The 19,595-nt window shown below is 70.0% G+C and carries 14 protein-coding genes; 6 read left to right on the top strand and 8 right to left on the bottom strand.

Annotation, left to right across the window (positions count from 1 at the left end; all coding sequences use genetic code 11):
* The first annotated feature begins 91 nt into the window (after window positions 1-91).
* The 3 genes from BKK81_RS01695 to BKK81_RS01685 all read left to right on the top strand — a co-directional run bounded on the left by BKK81_RS01695 (window position 92) and on the right by BKK81_RS01685 (window position 3,007).
* Window positions 92-508, top strand: coding sequence for a PaaI family thioesterase (locus tag BKK81_RS01695; RefSeq protein WP_071010482.1), 417 nt, complete (start codon window positions 92-94; stop codon window positions 506-508).
* Window positions 509-518: 10 nt separating this feature from the next.
* Complete coding sequence (locus BKK81_RS01690) at window positions 519-1,415, top strand: patatin-like phospholipase family protein (RefSeq protein ID WP_071010481.1); 897 nt, start codon at window positions 519-521, stop codon at window positions 1,413-1,415.
* A gap of 107 nt (window positions 1,416-1,522) precedes the next feature.
* Window positions 1,523-3,007: a dihydrolipoyl dehydrogenase family protein gene (locus tag BKK81_RS01685; RefSeq protein ID WP_071010480.1), complete on the top strand. Its 1,485-nt coding sequence runs from the start codon at window positions 1,523-1,525 to the stop codon at window positions 3,005-3,007.
* Between the two features lie 106 nt (window positions 3,008-3,113).
* Here BKK81_RS01685 and BKK81_RS01680 read toward each other — a convergent pair whose 3' ends face one another.
* From BKK81_RS01680 to BKK81_RS01655, 6 genes are all read right to left on the bottom strand, one after another.
* Window positions 3,114-3,992, bottom strand: coding sequence for a ChaN family lipoprotein (locus BKK81_RS01680; protein ID WP_083383866.1), 879 nt, complete (start codon window positions 3,990-3,992; stop codon window positions 3,114-3,116).
* A 440-nt stretch (window positions 3,993-4,432) separates the two neighbouring features.
* Window positions 4,433-7,615 carry an efflux RND transporter permease subunit gene (locus tag BKK81_RS01675; RefSeq protein WP_071010479.1) on the bottom strand — a complete coding sequence of 1,061 codons (3,183 nt, stop codon included), beginning with the start codon at window positions 7,613-7,615 and terminating at the stop codon, window positions 4,433-4,435.
* Window positions 7,616-7,619: 4 nt separating this feature from the next.
* Entirely contained in the window at window positions 7,620-8,858 is a 1,239-nt protein-coding gene (locus BKK81_RS01670; protein ID WP_071010478.1) for an efflux RND transporter periplasmic adaptor subunit, read from the bottom strand.
* Window positions 8,859-9,100: 242 nt separating this feature from the next.
* Window positions 9,101-9,748, bottom strand: a complete 648-nt coding sequence (locus BKK81_RS01665; protein ID WP_071010477.1) for an MOSC domain-containing protein — start codon at window positions 9,746-9,748, stop codon at window positions 9,101-9,103.
* A 49-nt stretch (window positions 9,749-9,797) separates the two neighbouring features.
* Window positions 9,798-10,970, bottom strand: a complete 1,173-nt coding sequence (locus tag BKK81_RS01660) for an MFS transporter (protein WP_071010476.1) — start codon at window positions 10,968-10,970, stop codon at window positions 9,798-9,800.
* 257 nt (window positions 10,971-11,227) lie between these two features.
* Window positions 11,228-12,250, bottom strand: a complete 1,023-nt coding sequence (locus BKK81_RS01655) for a D-2-hydroxyacid dehydrogenase family protein (protein WP_071010475.1) — start codon at window positions 12,248-12,250, stop codon at window positions 11,228-11,230.
* A gap of 498 nt (window positions 12,251-12,748) precedes the next feature.
* On the opposite strand from BKK81_RS01655, the gene BKK81_RS01650 reads away from it, so the two are divergent.
* Window positions 12,749-14,605 (top strand): phosphoenolpyruvate carboxykinase (GTP), encoded by a 1,857-nt coding sequence (locus BKK81_RS01650; protein ID WP_071010474.1) that lies wholly within the window; start codon window positions 12,749-12,751, stop codon window positions 14,603-14,605.
* A 95-nt stretch (window positions 14,606-14,700) separates the two neighbouring features.
* On the opposite strand, the gene BKK81_RS01645 is transcribed toward BKK81_RS01650, so the two are convergent.
* Together BKK81_RS01645 and BKK81_RS01640 are read right to left on the bottom strand one after the other, a co-directional pair.
* Window positions 14,701-15,393: a response regulator gene (locus BKK81_RS01645; RefSeq protein ID WP_071010473.1), complete on the bottom strand. Its 693-nt coding sequence runs from the start codon at window positions 15,391-15,393 to the stop codon at window positions 14,701-14,703.
* Window positions 15,393-16,775 (bottom strand): cache domain-containing protein, encoded by a 1,383-nt coding sequence (locus BKK81_RS01640; RefSeq protein ID WP_071010472.1) that lies wholly within the window; start codon window positions 16,773-16,775, stop codon window positions 15,393-15,395. The genes BKK81_RS01645 and BKK81_RS01640 overlap by 1 nt, the downstream gene beginning before the upstream one ends.
* 372 nt (window positions 16,776-17,147) lie before the next feature.
* On the opposite strand from BKK81_RS01640, the gene BKK81_RS01635 reads away from it, so the two are divergent.
* Entirely contained in the window at window positions 17,148-19,220 is a 2,073-nt protein-coding gene (locus BKK81_RS01635) for a carbon starvation CstA family protein (protein ID WP_071010471.1), read from the top strand.
* Between the two features lie 20 nt (window positions 19,221-19,240).
* A complete protein-coding gene (locus BKK81_RS01630) occupies window positions 19,241-19,438 on the top strand; it encodes a YbdD/YjiX family protein (protein WP_071010470.1) in 198 nt (65 codons plus the stop codon).
* Window positions 19,439-19,595 lie beyond the last annotated feature (157 nt).

Genomic DNA, 19,595 nt, shown 5'->3' with positions numbered 1-19,595 from the left:
GTATGATTGGCGGATCGCCGAGTCCGGGGGCCCCGCGCCACCCGTCCGGCACACCGGCAAGAACGGAACAAGAACGGAGACAGAAGCAGCCATGCCCGAGCCCACCCTGAGCCTTGCCGACATCGATGCCACCCTGGAGCGCGTGCTGGCGCCCTGGGTGCGCCAGCTTGGCCTGCGCGCCGAGCAGGTGGATGGCCAGGGCGTGACGCTGCGCCTGCCCTTCGACGCCTCGCTGCGCCATGCCGGCGGCGTGGTGTGCGGCCAGGTGCTGATGGCGGCGGCCGACACCGCCATGATCGTCGCCGTGGCCAATGCGCTGGGCGCCTTCCGCCCGATGACCACGGTCACGCTGACCACCAACTTCATGCGCCCGGTGATCGAGGGCGACATCCTGGTGCGCGCCAACGTGCTGCGCCTGGGCAAGACCGTGGTGTTCGGCGAGATGGAGCTGAGCGGCACCGACGGCAAGCTGGCGGTGCAGGCCACCACCACCTACGCGCTGCTGTGAGGACCCGGCCATGAGCGACGCGGCAGCCAGCCCCTTCGACCAGGTCGTCTTCGCCGGCGGCGGCAACCGCTGCTGGTGGCAGGCCGGCTGGTGGGACACGGTGGCGCCCGAGCTGGGCCTGCGCCCGCGCGTGATCGCCGGCATCTCGGCCGGCGCCGCCACCGCCTGCATGCTGTACGCGCACGACTCGCGCGAGACCCTGGCGTACTACCGCGAAGTGCTGGCCGACAACCGCAGCAATGCCTACTGGGGCAACCTGCTGCGCGGCAAGCGCGTATTCCCGCACTTCGGCATCTACCGCGCCGCGCTGCTGACGCTGTTCGGCCAGGAACGGCTGGCGCGGCTGGGCGACGCCCCCGAGATCCGCGTCGGGCTGGCCCACATCCCGGGCTGGAGCGGTCCGCGCCTGGCGGTGGCGGCGGGCCTGCTGGCCTACAACATCGACAAGCACCTGCTCAAGACGCTGCATCCGCGCCTGGGGCGCAAGCTCGGCTTCCACCCCGAATTCGTGCTGGCGCAGGACTGCGCCACGCCCGAGGCGCTGGCCGACCTGCTGCTGCAGTCGTCCTGCACACCGCCCTTCACGCCGGTGCTGCGCCGCGCCGGCCGCGCGGTACTTGACGGCGGCCTGGTCGACAATGTGCCGGTGGACGCCTTGGACGATGCTGAGGGCGATGTGCTGGTGCTGGTCACGCGCCTGTACCCGCGGCCGCCGCGCTTCGTGCTGGCCCGGCGCGGGCAGCGGCGCCTCTATCTGCAACCCTCGCAGCGCGTGCCGGTGTCGAGCTGGGACTACACGCGGCCCGAGGGCATGGAGCTCGCCTACGCGCTGGGACGGCGCGACGGCGAGGCCTTCCTGCGCGAGTGGCCGGCGATCCGCCGCCACGAGCTGCCCGCCGCGGCCTGAGGGCCGCCAGCGGCGGGCGCGCCGGCGGCTGCCGGCGGTTCTTTGATGTGCCAGGCATCCGGGCCGGCAGCGCTGCCGTGTCCCCGCTGCCGCAACAGGAGGAACGGATGAGCAAGCGCCAAGCCAACCCCGCCACGCCCCGCAAGCGTGCCTCGCAGGTCAGCGCCGAGCCGGTGCCCGAACGCGTGCCGCGGCGCGGGCGCGGCAAAGCCGGCGCGCGCCGGCGTGAAGCCGACTTCATCGTGATCGGCGCCGGCTCCGGCGGCGTGGCCGCGGCGCGGCGCGCCGCCGCGCACGGCGCCCGCGTGATCCTGGTCGAGCGCGATGCCGTCGGCGGCACCTGCGTCAACCGCGGCTGCGTGCCCAAGAAGATGCTGTCCTACGGCGCCGGCCTGGCGGCCATCCTGTCCGGCTGCCTGTCGCACACCGGCGCACGCGAGGACTGGGGCGATGCCATCGTGCGCGTGGACGCCGAGGTGGCCCGCCTCAACGTGGTCTACACCGAGCGGCTGCAGCAGGCCGGCGTCACGCTGCTGCACGGCGAGGCCCGCCTGGGCGCGCCCGGCGAAGTACACGTGGGCGACGAGATCCTGCAAGCGCGCCGCATCCTGCTGGCCACCGGCGCGGCGCCGCGCCGGCTGCCGGTGCCGGGCGGAGAGCTGGCCTGCAGCTCGGACGACATCTTCACCTGGAAGAGCCTGCCGGCCTCGCTGGCCGTGGTCGGCGGCGGCTATATCGCGGTCGAGCAGGCCTCCATCCTGGCGCGCTTCGGCGTCAAGGTCGATCTGCTGGTACGTGGCGAGCGGCTGCTGCCGCATTTCGACCACGATCTCGCGGCCGCGCTGCATGACGCACTGGTGGCGCAAGGCATCCGCATCCACCTGAATGCCGAGGTTACGCTGCTGGCTGCGGCCAACGGCGCGGTCGAGGTCTGCTACCGCCCGCGCGGCGGCACGGAGGGTGGCAACGGCAACCAGGGCAGCGGCCGCACGGAATCGCTGCGCGCGCAGGCCGTGCTGGCTGCGATCGGACGCGTCGCGCACAGCGACGGCCTGGGGCTGGAGGCGCTGGACGTGCGCCGCGGCACGCGCGGCGGCATCGCGGTGGATCGCCAGCTCCGCACCTCGGTGCGCGGGCTCTACGCCGTCGGCGATGCCACCGACGGACCGCAGCTGACGCCCGTGGCGATCGCCCAGGGCCGCTGGCTGGCCGACCGCCTGTTCGGCCGCCGCGGCGACCGTGCCGATTTCGACTACATTCCCTTCGCCGTGTTCTGCGAGCCGGCCATCGCCAGCGTGGGCCTGAGCGAGGCCGCGGCGGCGGAGGCGGCCGGCAAGGCGGAGCGCATCCGCACCGTGGTCAAGCGCTTCGTCTCGCTGGAGAACCGCTTCGGCGGCAGCGAGCAGGCCTCGCTGGTCAAGCTGGTGATCAACGCGCGCAGCGGCCGCGTGCTGGGCGCGCACATGATGGACGGCGCCGCGCCCGAGATCATCCAGGCCTTCGCCGTGGCGCTGCGCCTGGGCGTGAAGGAGCATCACCTGGAGACCACGGTACGGCTGCACCCGACGGTGGCCGAGGAACTGTTCGGCTGAGGTCCTGAGGTCCTGAGGTCCTGAGCCCCGTGGATGAGCCGCGGGAAGTCGTGCGGGGCTGGGATCCGGGAAACCGCGATGCAGGAGAGCTGGCGCCGCGCCGGGCTCAGGACGCGCTGCGTGCCGGCATCGGTGCCACGTCCCGGCACGGGTCCGGCCGCGCCTGCGCCGGCACCAGCACGACGCGATCGTAGGCGCCGGCCTCTCCCGGCCCCGCGTCTTCCAGATAGCCCACGCTGTAGATCTCGCCCGCTGCCGCGCCGAGCCAGCGCGGCACGCCGAGATCGCGCCGCACATGGCCATTGCCGGCGATCAGCACCGCGCCGCGCGCGGCCTGGGCGCGCAGCACGTCCGCCATCACCGCGTCGCGCGCCGCCTGGGCGGCCAGCATGCCCGGCAGCATCGCCTCCGGGAAGCGGCCGCAGTGGCCCGCGTCCAGCACCGCCGTCTGCGCCCGCACCAGATCGCGCGGCAGCGGCCGGTCGAGGCCCAGGCGCCGCTGCTCGGACGCGGAGAAGACCTCGCCCAGCCCGCCGCGCACGATGCGCTGCGCATCGTCACGCGACAGGTTTGCGGCCAGCAACGGCAGATCGAACTGCAGCGCCAGCCCCACCACCGGCGTATAGAGCGCCCAGTCCCAACCCTTGCCACCGGCCTGCGCCACCAGGTAGGCAGCATCCCCGGGCCGCTCGCGGCGCGCCCGCTCGATATCGGCCTGCCGCTCGCGGTCGAACTGCTCCATCGCGAGCGCGGGCCGCCAGCCCGCCGCCAGCGCATCGACCAGCGCCATGCGGCGGCGCTTCTGGCCATCGGCGTTGTCATGCACCTCGCCCAGCAGCACATAGGTCTTGCCCTGGAACTGCTGCGCGACATCACCCGCGACCGCCTGGGGTGAAACGCCGGCGCAGCCGCCCAGCAGGGCCAGGCCGCCGAACGCAGCCAGCGTGCCGAGCGCGGCCCGGCGGGAAGGATGCGGGAGAAGCATGCGGAAGTCCTCGGATGGATCGCAGGGAAGGCGCGGCACCGGCCGCCTGCGTGGATGATAAGGCAGGCAATGCCGATGATGCACCCGGGCCGACGGAAAGAACCGGCGCGGTGCAAACCCCGTCACGCTGAACGAAGCCGGCGAGATGCGCCAACACTGCTCGCCAAGCACAAGGTCTTGGCTCCCTCTCCCCGCACGGGAGAGGGTGGGGGAGAGGGGTGGTCTAGCAAGGCGCCACACCCAAACGAAGCCGACGGTGTGGTCCAGCACGCGAGCACGGAAACGGAGCCGATGGTGTGATCCCAACCGCTGCGCTCAGCCAGCGCCTGCCCCCTCCCCCGGCCCCTCTCCCGCAAGCGGGAGAGGGGAGACAACCGGCGCGATATGGGACGACTCGTCCTCGACCGCGCCACCAGGACGCGCACGCCGGCCGGACCGACCTATGCCCCGCCCACCGTTGCCGGCAACCGGTTCCCTTCCGCGTCGATCTGCAGCGGCCCCGTGCCCGAGAAGCGGTCCAGCGCCAGGTAGATCACCGGCGTGATGAACAGCGTGATGACCTGCGAGAACAGCAGGCCACCCACCACCGCCAGGCCGAGCGGCTGGCGCAGTTCCGCCCCGGCGCCCAGGCCGAGCGCCAGCGGCAGCGCGCCCATCACCGCGGCGAAGGTGGTCATCATGATGGGCCGGTAGCGCAGCAGGCAGGCCTGGCGGATCGCGTGCGCGGGGGCCATGCCCTGCTCGCGCTGCGCCGCCAGCGCGAAGTCGATCATCATGATCGCGTTCTTCTTGACGATGCCGATCAGCATCAGCACGCCGATGGTGGCGATCAGCGACAGCTCCACCTGGAACAGGAACAGCGTCAGCAGCGCACCCACGGCCGCCGAGGGCAGGCCGGCCAGGATGGTGAGCGGGTGGATGTAGCTCTCGTACAGCACGCCCAGCAGCGTGTAGATGACGGCGATGGCCGCCACCAGCAGCACGATCTGCGTGGCCTGCGAGGACTGGAACACCGCGGCGTCGCCGCCCCAGCTGGTGAAGATGGAGCCGGGCATGCCGATCTGCTGCTGGAAGCGCGCGATCCTGGCCGAGGCGTCGCCCAGCGCCGCGCCCGGTGCCAGGTTGAACGACACCGTCACCGAGGGCAGCTGGCCCTGGTGGTTCACCGCGATCGGGCCGACGCGGCGCTCGGTGGTGGCGAAGGCCGACAGCGGCACCATCTGGCCGGTCTTGCTGCGTACGTAGAGCTTGGCGAAGGCGGTCTCGTCGGCGCGGTCGGTGTCGGCCGCCTGCAGGATCACGTAGTAGTTGTCGATCGGCGTGTAGATGGTCGACACCTGGCGCTCGCCGAAGGCCGAGTACAGGGCGGTACGCACGTCCTGCATCTGCACGCCGAGCGCATTGGCCTTGTCGCGGTCGATGGTGAGATGGGCCTCCAGGCCGGACTGCTGCGAGTCGCTGGTGACGTCGCGGAAGATCGGGTCGGCGCGCATGCTGGCCATCAGCTTGTCGGACCACTCCTGCAGCTGGGCCGACTTCACGCTCTGCAAGGTGTACTGGTAGCGGCTCTTGCTCTGGCGCCCGCCCAGGCGCAGGTTCTGCACCGGCGAAAAGTAGACCGCCAGGCCGGCGATGCCAGCCACGTCGCGGCGCAGCGACTCCACCACCTGCGGCATCCTGGGCCGCTCACCGAGCGGCTTGAGCTCGACGAACATGCGCCCGGTGTTGATGGCCGGCGACGGGCCGCCGCCGATCGACACCACGATGCTCTTGACCGCCGGATTGGCGCGCATGCGTTCGGCTGCGTCGCGCAGGCGCGCGGCCATGGCGTCGAAGGAGATGTCCTGCGGGCCTTCGGCATTGACCTGGATCTGGCCGATGTCCTCTTCCGGGAAGAAGCCCTTGGGAATGGCGGCGAACAGCACGGCGGTCAGCACGAAGGTCAGGCCGGCCACCGCCAGCACCGTCCTGCGGTGCGCCAGGCACCAGTCGAGCCCGCGCGCATAGGCATGCAACGAGAACTCGAACAGGTCCTCGAACCATTGCGTGGCGCGCAGGCCGAGCGTGCGCCGCTGCGCCGGGCGGTGCGCCGGCGCCGGCTGCTCGCCATAGGCGTGCTGCGATTCGTCGACGGGCACGTTCTCGGCCGACAGGAAGCGCGCGCACAGCATCGGGATCAGCGTCAGCGAGACCAGCGCCGAGACCAGGATGGCGAGCGATACCACCGCGGCGAATTCATGGAACAGCAGGCCGATCACACCCGGCATGAAGAAGATCGGGATGAACACCGCGACCAGCGAGATCGAGATCGACAGGATGGTGAAGCCCATCTCGCGCGAGCCGATCAGCGCCGCCTTCAGCGGCGGCAGCCCCTCCTCGATGTGGCGCACGATGTTTTCCAGCATCACGATGGCATCGTCCACCACCAGGCCGACCGCGAGCGTGATGGCCAGCAGCGAGACGTTGTCGAGACTGTAGCCCAGCGCCTTCATCAGGGCCACGGTGCCGATCAGCGAGATCGGCAGCGACACGGTGGGGATCAGCGTGGCGGCGGCGCGGCGCAGGAACAGGAAGATCACCATCACCACCAGCGCCACCGTCAGGGCCAGCGTGAACTGCACGTCGTGGATGGATTCGCGGATCGACACCGAGCGATCGTTGACCACGTTGACGTTGACCGAGGCCGGCATCTGCTGCAGCAGGCGCGGCAGCGCGTGGCGGATGGCGTCGACCACGGCCACGGTGTTGGCATCGGGCTGGCGCAGCACGGCCAGCACGATGGAGCGCTCGTTGTTGAGCCAGCTGCCGGTCTTGATGGTCTCGACGCTGTCCTCGACCTCGGCCACGTCCGACAGGCGCACCACCGCACCGTTGGGCTGGCTGGCGACGATGATGTTGCGGAAGGCGTCGGCGCTGGCGAGCTGGCGGTTGGCCTGGATGGTCAGCGTCTGGCGCGCGCCGTCCAGCGTCCCCATCGGCGTGTTGGCATTGGCGCGGTTCAGCGCGGTGGCCAGCTCGTCCAGGGTCAGCCCACGCGCGGCGAGCGCGTCGGGGTGGGCGCGTACGCGCACGGCGAAGCGCTTCTGGCCGTACACCTGCACCTGGGCCACGCCGGGCAGCGTGGCCAGCGAGGGCGAGATCAGGTTGTCGCCGAAGGCATTGAGCTCGCCCAGGCTCATCGCCGGCGAGTTGATGGCCAGCAGCAGCACGGGAGCGTCGGCCGGATTGACCTTGCGGTAGGACGGCGGCACCGTCATCTCGATCGGCAGCGAGCGCTGCGCGCGGAACAGCGCGGCCTGCACGTCGACCGCGGCGGCATCGATGTCGCGGTCGTTGTTGAACTCGATGGTGATGCTCGAATTGCCCAGCGTGTTCGATGAGCTGATCACCGTCACCCCGGGGATGGTGGCGAACTGCTTCTCCAGCTGGGTGGCCACCGAAGCGGCCATGGTCTCGGGACTGGCCCCGGGCAGCGTCGCCGTGACCTGGATCACCGGCGAATTGAAGCTGGGCAGCGCGGCGATCGGGATGGTGGGATAGAGCACGATGCCGGAGACGATCACGGCAAGGCACAGCAGCACCGTCATCACCGGACGGCGGATACAGAGCTCGGACAGCGTCATGGTGTCAGTGCTTCCCGGCAGCAGCAGAAGCGGCCGGGGCGGCCGGGGCGGCCTTGCCCGGCGTGGCCTCGCGCACGGTGCTGCCCGGGCGCAGGTTCTGCACCCCTTCCAGCACCACCCGCGTGCCCGGCGGCACGCCCTCGACCACGGCGGCCTCGGCGGTGGTGGCGAGCACCTGCACCGGCATGCGCGCGACCTTGCCGTCGGCCTGCACGGCATAGACGAAGCGCCCCTCCGGCCCCGTCACCACCGCCTGTGGCGGCACCGACAGCACGCCCTTGAGCACCTGCACCACGGCCTGCACGCTGGCATAGGTGCCGGGCCAGAGCCGCTGCTCTTCATTGCCGAAGCGGGCCTTGACGCGGATGGTGCCGTACTGCGGATCGACGGTGTTGTCGATGAAGGCGATCTCGCCCTTGACCGGCGTCTTGCTGCCATCGTTGGGCAGTGCCGTGACCTGCACCGGGCCCTTGTGCAGCGCCTCGCGCAGCGCGGCGAGCTGGCGCTCGGGCAGGCTGAAGGTGACGGCGATCGGCTGGATCTGCGCCACCGTCACCATCGGCAGGCCGCTGGTGGGCGTGACCAGCGAGCCGGGGAAGACATTGATGACACCGGTGCGCCCGCCGATGGTGGCGCGGATGGCGCCATAGCTGACCGCCACGCGGCTGGCCTCGATGGCCGCCTGGTCGGCGCGGATGGTGGCCTCGAAGCCATCCACCTTGGCCTGCGCGGTGTCCACCGCGCTCTTGGAGATGAAGTTGCGCTCCAGCAGGTCCTGGCTGCGCGCCAGCGTGCGCCGCGCGTCGGCCAGGTCGGCCTGGTCGCGCATCAGCTGGGCGCGCGCCTTGTCGAGGTTGGCCTCGTCCATGCGGGTATCGAGCGAGAACAGCAGGTCGCCCGGCTTGACCGTCTGGCCCTCCTTGATATGCACGGTACGCACGGTGCTGGAGACCTGGGGCCGCACTTCCACGGTGGACAGCGCGGTGACATTGCCGTTGGCCGAGACCTGCAGCGGCACGTCGGACTGGCGTGCCAGCGCGGTGGTCACCACGACAGCGGCCGGTGCCTTGGGCGCGGGCTTGGGCGCGAAGGCGTGGCGCCAGCCGAACCAGGCGGCCCCGCCCAGCACGACCAGGCCGAGGCCGGCCAGCCACGGTGCCGCGCGTCCCTTGCCGGTTCCCATCGCCGGACTCCATTGCTCGTCGACGAAGCCCTTGGCCTGGTCGATCCCGTTCGTTTTCATGCGAGACCCTTCGCTCAACCCGTGCCTTTCACGCCCGCTCCCCACGGCCCGGCTTGTGGGTGCCGGTGCCGCCGCGGAAAGACCACCGCCGTGCCGGGCCGGCGCGGTCCCACGTCCGGCCGGCGACCCTGGCGGAAAACGTCTGCTCCAGGATCGCAGTACCGGCGCACTTCTTGTATCTGGTGCGAAACATTATCAGAAAAGCCTGAGCCGACGTCTATCGCGCCGCATCCGGGGAGGGCCTACCGCGCGGTCGGCGCCCGGCGCCGGAGATTGATGCTGGCGATCGAGACCTCGCGCGGCCCCGGCGTCACCTGCACGGTGTCGCCCGCCTGCAACGGCGCCGCCTCGAGCACGCTCAGGTAGATGCCGGAATGGCCGCTCTGCACCATGTCGCGCACCGCATGGCGATAGCCGAGCACGGCGTTGAATTTGTAGCAGGGCTGGCGTGGCGCTTCGACGCGCAGCACCGCGGCGCCGACCCGCAGGCGATCGCCGACCCACAGGTCCGCTTCCAGGCAGCCGCGCAGCACCAGGTTCTCGCCCATGGCGCCGAAGGCCAGCGCCCGCTCCGCCCCGGGCACGCCGGCCGCGCGCCGGTGCGCGTCCCACCAGGGATAGTGCTCGGCGGGATAGGCGTAGACGGCCTTGTCGAGGCCGCCGTGCACGCTGAGGTCGGCCTGCTCGTCGCCGGCCAGGCCTAGCGGGCCGAGCGCCACCGGCAAGGGATGGGCCAGGGTGCTGGCCGGATGCTTGCGGATGCCGGACAGCACCACGGCCTCGGTGCCCGCGCCCGACACGACCAGGGGCAGGACCTGGCCGACACAGACCGCCAGCAGGCAGGCCGCCTGCCTGCCATCGTGGGCCGCCGGCTCGCGGCTGCCGCTCATCTCACCCTCCGCATTGCGGGCCGCCCCGACATGCTGCCGCCTCCCCGCCTCAGGCCTGCCGGGGCCGCTCGCAGCCCGCCGGCCGGCCCGACAGCGCGCTGGCGCGCCGCGAAACCGCCAGCGCCAGCAGCAGCAGGGCCGCCGCGCCCCAGTGCAGCGCATCGGGGCCGGCCAAGGTGTAGATGCCGGCCCCGCTCATGGCCCCCAGCGCCTGGCCCAGGTAGATCGACGAGGAGTTCAGCGAGATCGAGGCGGCCGCGCGTTCCGGCGCCAGGCCCAGCAGGCGCGCCTGCTGGGCGCTGTTGGTGGCGAAGCCGCCCGCGCCCCACAGCATGAAGAGCAGCACCAGGGCCGTGCCGCCGAGCGCCGCCAGCGGCCATAGCAGCATCGCCGCCAGCGAGGTGAGCAGGGTGACGTGGACGATGCGGCTCGGCGTGGCGCGGTCCATGTAGGACGCCGCCAGCACGTTGCCGCACACGCCGCAGGCGCCGTAGGCCAGGAACATCAGGCTCAATGCGCCGCCGCTGATGCCATGCACGTCACGCAGCAGCGGCGCGATATAGGTGAACAGCGTGAACATGCCGGCCGACTGGATCATGGTGGTGGCCACCACCAGCAGGATCGGCGCATGGCGCAGCACCGCGCCCCAGGCGGCGCGCCCGACCGGCGCCACATAGAGGCCCCGCGGCAGCACGCGCCACACCGCCAGCGCCACCGCCAGCGCGAGCAGGCCGACCAGTCCCATGCTGAAGCGCCAGCCCAGCGTGCTGGCGATCCAGGTGCCGAGCGGCACGCCTGCCACGCTGGCCACGCTCCAGCCCAGGAAGACGAAGCTGATGGCGCGCCCGCGCGTATGCGCCTCGACCAGCAGGGGCAGGGTGGCGGCCGCCTGCGGCGTGAAGATGGCGGCGCCGATCGCGCACAGGAAGCGGATCGCCATCAGGCTGCCGAAGCCAGGCGCCAGCGCGGCAGCCAGGTGCAGCACGCCATACACCAGCAGGGCACCGGCCAGCAGCCTGCGGCGGTCGATGCGCGAGCCCAGCGTGGCGAACAGCGGCGCCCCGACGCAGGTGGCCAGCGCGAACACCGAGATGAGCTGGCCGGCGCTGGCCGCGCCGAGGCCGAAATCGGCGGCGATGTCGTTCAGCATGCCGGTCACGATCATCGCGCCGGTGCCAATGACGAAATTGCCGACGCACAAGGTCAGGAGCCTGGGATCCATGGTGGCCTGAGGGCAGCGGTGCGCGAATCGAAGGAGCAGGGAAGGATGGATGGACGGAAGCCGGCGGCGGCGCTACCGCGCGGGGCTTCGGAATTGGCTGAGTGTAATGGTTTTGCCGCCGGCGTGCCGGAAGCGGCGCACGTGGCCACGCCTGGATGCAGGCGGCTGCCTGCGCCGGCGGGCCGGCGCGCAGCCGGCCGGCACGGGGAATGATGGGGGAGGGAAGCACAAGCGGCGGCGCCAGGCCGCCGGCGTGCTCAGCGCGCCAGCGCCGGCGCCAGCGCCTTCGGGTTGGCGATGCTGTCGTGCTTGCCCGTTAGCACGTCGAGGATATTCTGGAACGCCGTGCGGAAGTACAGCTCGTAGCTGTCGCGCTCGACATAGCCGAGGTGGGGCGTGCAGATGCAGTTCTCCATGCGCAGCAGCGCGTGGCCCTGCAGGATGGGCTCGGACTCGAACACATCGACCGCCGCCATGCCCGGCCGCCCGCGGTTGAGCGCAGTCAGCAGCGCATTCTCCTCGACCAGCTCGGCACGGCTGGTGTTGACGAACAGGGCGGTGGGCTTCATGGCGCTGAGGTCGGACAGCTTGACGATGCCGCGCGTCTCGTCGTTCAGCCGCAGGTGCAGCGACAGCACGTCGCTGTCGGCGAACAGTTCGTCCTTGGAGGCGGCCACGTCCAGCCCGTCCGCGACGGCGCTGCTGCGCGAGGCCTCGCGGCCCCAGACCAGCACGCGCATGCCGAAGGCACGGCCGAAGCCGGCCAGGATCCTGCCGATCTTGCCGTAGCCCCAGATGCCCAGGGTCTGGCCACGCAGCACCTGGCCGAGGCCGAAATTGGGCGGCATGGTGGCCGACTTCAGGCCGGACTGCTGCCAGGCGCCGTGCTTGAGGCTGGCCACGTACTGGGGAATGCGGCGCTGGGCCGCCATGATCAGGGCCCAGGTCAGTTCGGCGGGCGCCACCGGCGAACCGACGCCCTCGAGCACCACGATGCCGCGCTCGGTGCAGGCATCCAGGTCGATATGGCTGCCGGCGCCGCCGACGCGGCCGGTCTGGCTGATGATCTTCAGCTTGGGCAGCTTTTCCAGCAGCTGCCGCGTGATACGGGTGCGCTCGCGGATCAGCACCACGGCCTCGACGTCCGACAGGCGCGCGGCGAGCTGCCCGACGCCCTTGACGGTGTTGTTGAAGACCTTCACGTCGTGCCCGTCGAGCAGGCTGAAGCAGGACAGCTTGCGGACCGCGTCCTGGTAATCGTCGAGTACGGCAATCTTCATCGGCAACTCGGTCAATTCTTGGCTGGCAATGGTTCGGTGCGCGCGACAACAGCGGCCGGCGGCACCGCTCGATACTATTGTTATAGAAACTGTCGCGGCAAATCTGCGCGCGATGTGGCGGATACCGTGCGGGCGATGACAATGCTGCACAGCGGAAAACGTACGCTGGCAGCGGTGGTATCCTTGCCGTCCCCGCCGTTGCACCGGTATGTCGGTAGAGCCTCGCTCCCGCTTCCGGCCGCAGGCGGGAAAGCCTCGACCGGCCCGCGTACCGGCAAAGCGCAACTGTAGCGCAGCCACAGGCAAAGCCGCGCACTTTTGCGTGGAATTACCCTCGCCGGAGTTGTAACGGGATGTGACGATTAGTGATCCTTAGTTCACTTAGTTCACTAATGACAGTCATAGCGATGCGCATGCCGCAGCAGGCCCCGCAGGAGCCCGCGGCGGCCAGGAGGCTGAGCCGGATTTCCAGATTTCCCTTCTGTTTTGGAGCAAACCATGAATCACCCCACCATGCAGGGCACGCCGGCACTCAATGCCCCGGCCTGGGTCAAGAACCCGAAACTGCTGGCCTGGGTGGCCGAGATCGCCGCCCTGACCAAGCCCGACCAGATCTACTGGTGCGACGGCTCGCAGGAAGAGTACGACCGGCTGTGCGAACAGATGGTCGCCGCCGGCACCATGAAGCGCCTGAACCCGGCCAAGCGCAAGAACTCCTTCCTGGCCCTGTCCGATCCGTCCGACGTGGCACGCGTCGAGGACCGCACCTTCATCTGCAGCGACAAGAAGGAAGACGCCGGCCCCACCAATAACTGGGTCGCCCCGGCGGAGATGCGCCAGACGCTGTCCGGCCTGTTCGACGGCTGCATGCGCGGCCGCACCCTGTACGTGGTGCCGTTCTCGATGGGCCCGCTGGGCTCGCCGATCGCCCACATCGGCGTGGAATTGTCGGATTCGCCCTATGTGGCGGTCAATATGCGCATCATGACCCGCATGGGCCGTGCCGTGTATGACGTGCTCGGCACCGACGGCGAGTTCGTGCCCTGCGTGCACACCGTCGGCAAGCCGCTGGCGGCCGGCGAGAAGGACGTGGCGTGGCCGTGCAACCCGACCAAGTACATCGTGCACTTCCCGGCCTCGCGCGAGATCTGGTCGTTCGGCTCGGGCTACGGCGGCAACGCCCTGCTGGGCAAGAAGTGCTTCGCATTGCGCATCGCCTCGACCATGGGCCGCGATGAGGGCTGGCTGGCCGAGCACATGCTGATCCTGGGCGTGACCTCGCCCGAGGGCAAGAAGTACCACGTCGCGGCCGCCTTCCCGTCGGCCTGCGGCAAGACCAACTTCGCCATGCTGATCCCGCCCAAGGCCTTCGGCGGCTGGAAGGTCACCACCATCGGCGACGACATCGCCTGGATCAAGCCCGGCCAGGACGGCCGCCTCTACGCCATCAACCCGGAAGCCGGCTACTTCGGCGTGGCCCCGGGCACCAGCGAGAAGACCAACTTCAACGCGATGGCGACGTTGAAGGAGAACATCATCTTCACCAACGTCGCACTGACCGATGACGGCGACGTGTGGTGGGAAGGCATGACCAAGGAGGCCCCGGCCCACCTGATCGACTGGCAGGGCAAGGACTGGACGCCCGAGATCGCCAAGCAGACCGGCGCCAAGGCGGCCCACCCGAATGCGCGCTTCACCGCGCCGGCCTCGCAGTGCCCGTCGATCGACGAGAACTGGGACAACCCGGCCGGCGTGGCGATCGACGCCTTCATCTTCGGCGGCCGCCGTTCCACCACGGTGCCGCTGGTGACCGAGGCCCGCGACTGGACCGAGGGCGTCTACATGGCCGCCACCATGGGCTCGGAAACCACCGCCGCGGCCGCCGGCCAGCAGGGCGTGGTGCGCCGCGACCCGTTCGCCATGCTGCCGTTCTGCGGCTACAACATGAGCGACTACTTCGGCCACTGGCTGGCGCTGGGCGCCAAGCTGGAAGCCGCCGGCGCCAAGCTGCCGAAGATCTACTGCGTGAACTGGTTCCGCAAGGATGCCGACGGCAACTTCGTGTGGCCGGGCTTCGGCGAGAACATGCGCGTGCTGTCGTGGATGATCGACCGCGTCGAAGGCAAGGGCCAGGGCGGCGAGCACGTGTTCGGCACCTCGCCGCGCTACGAGGACCTGAACTGGGAAGGCCTGGACTTCTCGCGCGAGCAGTTCGAGCAGGTCACCTCGATCGACCGCGAGGCCTGGCTGAAGGAGCTGGCGCTGCACGAAGAGCTGTTCCAGCAGCTCAGCCACGGCCTGCCGCAGGCGCTGGTGGCAGCGAAGGCGACGCTGGCCGAACGCCTGCAGGGCTGAACTCCAGCCGCGGCGCCTGGCGCCGGGGCCATGGACAAACCCACCGCCCCGGCGGTGGGTTTTTCTTTTTCCGCGCGCGGCAGGCGCCGGGCCGCTCAGCCCGCCGGCCCGCCGCCCTCGCCCGGTTCGCCCGACTGCTCCACCGCGAATTTCACCAGCCCCGCACGCCCCTCGATGCCGAGCTTGCGCTTGAGGTTGAGCCGGTGCGTCTCCACCGTGCGCACCGATACGCCCAGGCGCGCGGCCATCTCCTTGTTGGCCAGTCCGAGGCCGATGCCGTCGAGAATCTCGCGTTCGCGCGGGGTCAGCGCGTCGAGCGGCCCGGCCGCCGGCGACTGCTCGGCCATGCCGCGCGCGATGCGCGCGCTGTAGAACATGCGCCCGGCCAGCACGGCCTCGATGGCCGCCAGCAGTTCACCACCGGGCGCATCCTTGAGGACATAGCCGCGCGCGCCGGCGCGCACCGCCTGGCGCACGTATTCGAGATTGTCGTGCATCGAGACGATCAGCACGGCCAGCTCCGGGTAGCGCTCGTGCAGCGCTTCGGCCAGGGCGATGCCGCTCATGCCGCGCATGGCGATATCGGTGATCACCAGGTCGGGCAGGGCGTCGGCCGCGGCGCCCTGCAGCCATTGCAGCGCGGCTTCGCCACCGTCGGCCTCGCCCACGACCTGGAGCCCGGGCTGCAGGCTCAGGTGCAGGCGCATGCCGTCGCGCACCAGGCCGTGGTCGTCGATCAGCAGCACGCGCGCCGGCGCGTTGTCGTGTGCCGTGGGAGAAGAAATCATCAAGCGGGCATCCTTGCCGGTGAATCGGGCGCCAGCGGCAGCGTGGCGCACAGCCACGTGCCGCCGGGCCCGGAGGCGAGATCGAAGTGGCCGCCGAGCGCGGCCACGCGCTCGCGCAGGTTGCGCAGGCCGATGCCGCGGCGCGGGTCGCTCTGCATGCGCGCGACGTCGAAGCCGCTGCCGTCGTCCCGCACGGCCAGGCGCGTGTGGGCCGGCAGGAAAGAGAGGGTCACGCCGACGCGGCGCGCGTGCGCATGGCGCGCGACATTGGTCAGCGCCTCTTGCGCGATGCGGAACAGCGCGGTGGCCTGCTCGTCGGCCAGCGGGCGCGGCGTGCCTTCCAGCGCCACGTCGATGGCCAGGCCGCTCTCGTCAGCCATCTCGCGCGCCAGGTGGCGCAGCGCGGCCAGCAGGCCGAGGTCGTCGAGCAGGGCGGGGCGCAGGTTGCGCGAGACCCGGCGCACCTCGTTGAAGGCGGCATCCAGCCGCACCAGCGTGGTGTCGAGCACCGGCACCACCACCTCGGCCTGCGCGGGTGCCTGGCGCAGACGGTTGGCGGCGGTCTCCAGCAGCAGCTTGACCGACACCAGCAGCTGGCTCACGCCGTCGTGCAGGTCGCGCGACAGGCGCGCGCGCTCCTCCTCCTGCGATTGCACCACGCGCTGGGCCAGCTGGCGCAGCTTGGCGTCGGCCTCGCGGTGCTCGCTGATGTTGAGGGCCAGGCCGCCGGCCGCCACCAGCAGGATGCTGATGGCGGCGATCACGCCGATCCAGGCCATGGTCTCGCGGATATCGGTCTCGGCGCGCGCATCGAGCTGGCGCAGCGTCTCTTCCACGTCGTCGAGGTAGATGCCGGTGCCCAGCATCCAGCCCCATTCGGGCACCGCCACCACGTAGCCGAGCTTGGGCGCGAGCTGCTGCGAGGACGGCTTCTTCCACAGGTAGCGCACCGCCCCGCCGCCGGCACGGGCGGTGGCAATCAGGCGCTGGATGGTGGGCACGCCCTGCGGGTCGCGCAGCTCCCACAGGTCCTGGCCCACCAGTTCCGGCTGGCGCGGGTGCATCAGGTTGCGGCCCTGCATGTCGTACAGGAAGAAGTAGCCATCGGGACCGTAGTCGAGCCTGGCCAGGGCCGCCATCGCGGCCTGGCGGGCGGCGGCATCGTCGCGCCCGGCGCGCACCAGCGGTGCGATCGCGCTTTGCGCCAGCTCGACGTAATGGCGCAGCTCGGTTTCCTTGCTCTGCAGGTAGGCCGCCTCGACCAGGCCCCGCTCGTGGCGCACCAGCGCCGTGGCCTGGTGGCGCACGGCCAGCGCGATGCCGAGCATGGCCACGGCAAGCGGCGCGACAGCGAGCAGCAGGATTTTCTGGCGGAGTTTCATCACGTGCGGGTAAACATGGATGCCGGCGAAGCGGCTTGCCTTCGTCGGGCTACGTAGTACTACGCAGATCACTTGCGTAGTTACGCGCTTGTGCGGTACGGAGCGGGTGTCAATACTACACCCCGCCCGACGCCACCTGCCCCGGCGGGTGACCACGTCCGTTGTCTGCGACGACGGAATCCGGCCCAGCTGAGTCTGACCGGGTTCATTTCTGATCTTGCCAAGTACTTTCCTAATGTGGAGGGTACAAATCCTTAGCTGATTGCTCGCGATTCCGATGTTTCGTCGGAAACGACGCTTCAGCGCCAGATGGCGAGCCAGGACGGCGTGGCGGACCTATTATTCATCGGCACCCATTGAGGAGACTCTCATATGAATCGCATCGGGAAACACCTGGTGTGGCTGGCCGTCGCCGTCCTCGGCGCCTTCGCCTTCGCCACCGTGGCGCTCGCACGCGGCGAGGCCGTCAGCGCATTGTGGATCGTGGTCGCCGCGGTCTGCATCTACCTGATCGCCTACCGCTACTACAGCAGGTTCATCGCCGACAAGGTGATGCAGCTCGATCCCAAGCGCATGACGCCGGCCTGGCGCCATAACGACGGGCTCGACTACGTACCCACCAACAAGGCCGTGCTGTTCGGCCACCACTTCGCCGCCATCGCCGGCGCCGGCCCGCTGGTCGGCCCGGTGCTGGCCGCGCAGATGGGCTATATGCCGGGCATGTTGTGGATCCTGGCCGGCGTGGTGTTCGCCGGAGCGGTGCAGGACTTCATGGTCCTGTTCATCTCCACCCGCCGCGACGGCCGCTCGCTGGGCGACCTGGTCAAATCCGAGATGGGCACGGTGCCCGGCCTGATCGCGCTGTTCGGCTGCTTCATGATCATGATCATCATCCTGGCGGTGCTGGCGCTGATCGTGGTGAAGGCGCTGGCCGGCTCGCCCTGGGGCACCTTCACCGTCGCCGTGACCATCCCCATCGCCATCTTCATGGGCCTGTACACGCGCTACATCCGTCCGGGGCGCATCGGCGAAGTGTCGGTGATCGGCTTCGTGCTGCTGATGCTGGCCATCATCGGCGGCCAGTACGTGCACGAGAGCCCGGCGCTGGCGCCGCTGTTCACCTTCGACGGCAAGGCGCTGACCTGGATGCTGATCGTCTACGGCTTCATCGCTGCCGTGCTGCCGGTATGGCTGCTGCTGGCGCCGCGCGACTACCTGTCGACCTTCCTGAAGATCGGCACCATCATCGCGCTGGCCATCGGCATCCTGGTCGTGGCGCCGGAGCTGAAGATGCCGGCCTTCACCCAGTTCGCCCAGGGCGGCGGTCCGGTGTGGTCGGGCAACCTGTTCCCCTTCCTCTTCATCACCATCGCCTGCGGCGCGGTGTCGGGCTTCCATGCGCTGATCTCCTCGGGTACCACGCCCAAGCTGCTGGAGAACGAATCGCATGCGCGCTTCATCGGCTACGGCGCGATGCTGGCCGAGTCCTTCGTCGCCATCATGGCGCTGGTGGCCGCCTCGGTGATCGAGCCGGGCGTCTACTTCGCCATGAACAGCCCGGCCGCGGTGATCGGCACCTCGCCGGAATCGGTGGCGCAGGTGGTGTCGAGCTGGGGCTTCGTGATCACCCCTGACGTGCTGCTGCAGACCGCCAGGGACGTCGGCGAGAACACCATCATCTCGCGCGCCGGCGGCGCGCCGACGCTGGCGGTGGGCATCGCCCACATCCTGCACCAGGTGGTCGGCGGCCAGGCCATGATGGCCTTCTGGTACCACTTCGCCATCCTGTTCGAGGCGCTCTTCATCCTGACCGCCGTGGACGCCGGCACGCGCGCCGGCCGCTTCATGCTGCAGGACTTGCTGGGCAGCTTCGTTCCGGCCATGCGCCGCACCGATTCGCTGCCGGCCAACCTGATCGCCACGGCCCTGTGCGTGGCCGCCTGGGGCTACTTCCTCTATCAGGGCGTGGTCGATCCGCTGGGCGGCATCAACACGCTGTGGCCGCTGTTCGGCATCTCCAACCAGATGCTCGCCGCGGTCGCGCTGGTGCTGTCGACCTGCGTGCTGGTCAAGATGAAGCGCGGCCAGTACGCCTGGGTCACGCTGCTGCCGACCGTGTGGCTGCTGGTCTGCACGCTGACCGCGGGCTGGCAGAAGCTGTTCGATGCCGATCCCAAGGTGAGCTTCCTGACACACGCCGCCAAGTTCAGCGATGCCATCGCCGCCGGCAAGGTGCTGGCACCGGCCAAGTCGATGGAGCAGATGCACCGCATCGTCTTCAACGACTACCTCGATGCCGGCCTGTGCGCGCTCTTCATGGTGGTAGTGCTGTCGATCGTGTTCTACGGCTTCAAGACCGCTCTGCAGGCACGCCAGGTCGGACGCCGCACCGACCAGGAAACGCCGTTCGAGCCGCTGCCGTCCGGTGCCTCGGCACGCGGCTGAGCGCGGCAGGGAGAATCGCCATGCTGGAGCAACTGGAGACCTTCGGCCGCTACCTCGGCCAGTCGCTGCGCCTGATGGTCGGGCTGCCCGATTACGAGACCTATGTGGCGCACATGCAGAACGCCCACCCCGACAGCAAGCCGATGAGCTATGAAGAGTTCTTCCGCGAGCGCCAGCAGGCGCGCTACGGCGGCGGGCAGGGCGGCAGGTGCTGCTGAAGCCGGGCCGCGGCGCCGCCCCTCAGGCGCCGCCGGCGGCACAAGGCTGATGACGTGACGAAAAGACGGCTGCGCAAGCAGCCGTCTTTTTCTTTGCACGCAAGAATCCGCAGACGTTACAGGGCTTACAGGTCGTTACAGCAAAGCGGAGAACGCT

This window comes from Cupriavidus sp. USMAHM13, from assembly GCF_001854285.1.
Classification (GTDB): Bacteria; Pseudomonadota; Gammaproteobacteria; order Burkholderiales; family Burkholderiaceae; genus Cupriavidus; species Cupriavidus malaysiensis.
This window is presented reverse-complemented; position numbering and strand designations above follow the sequence as displayed.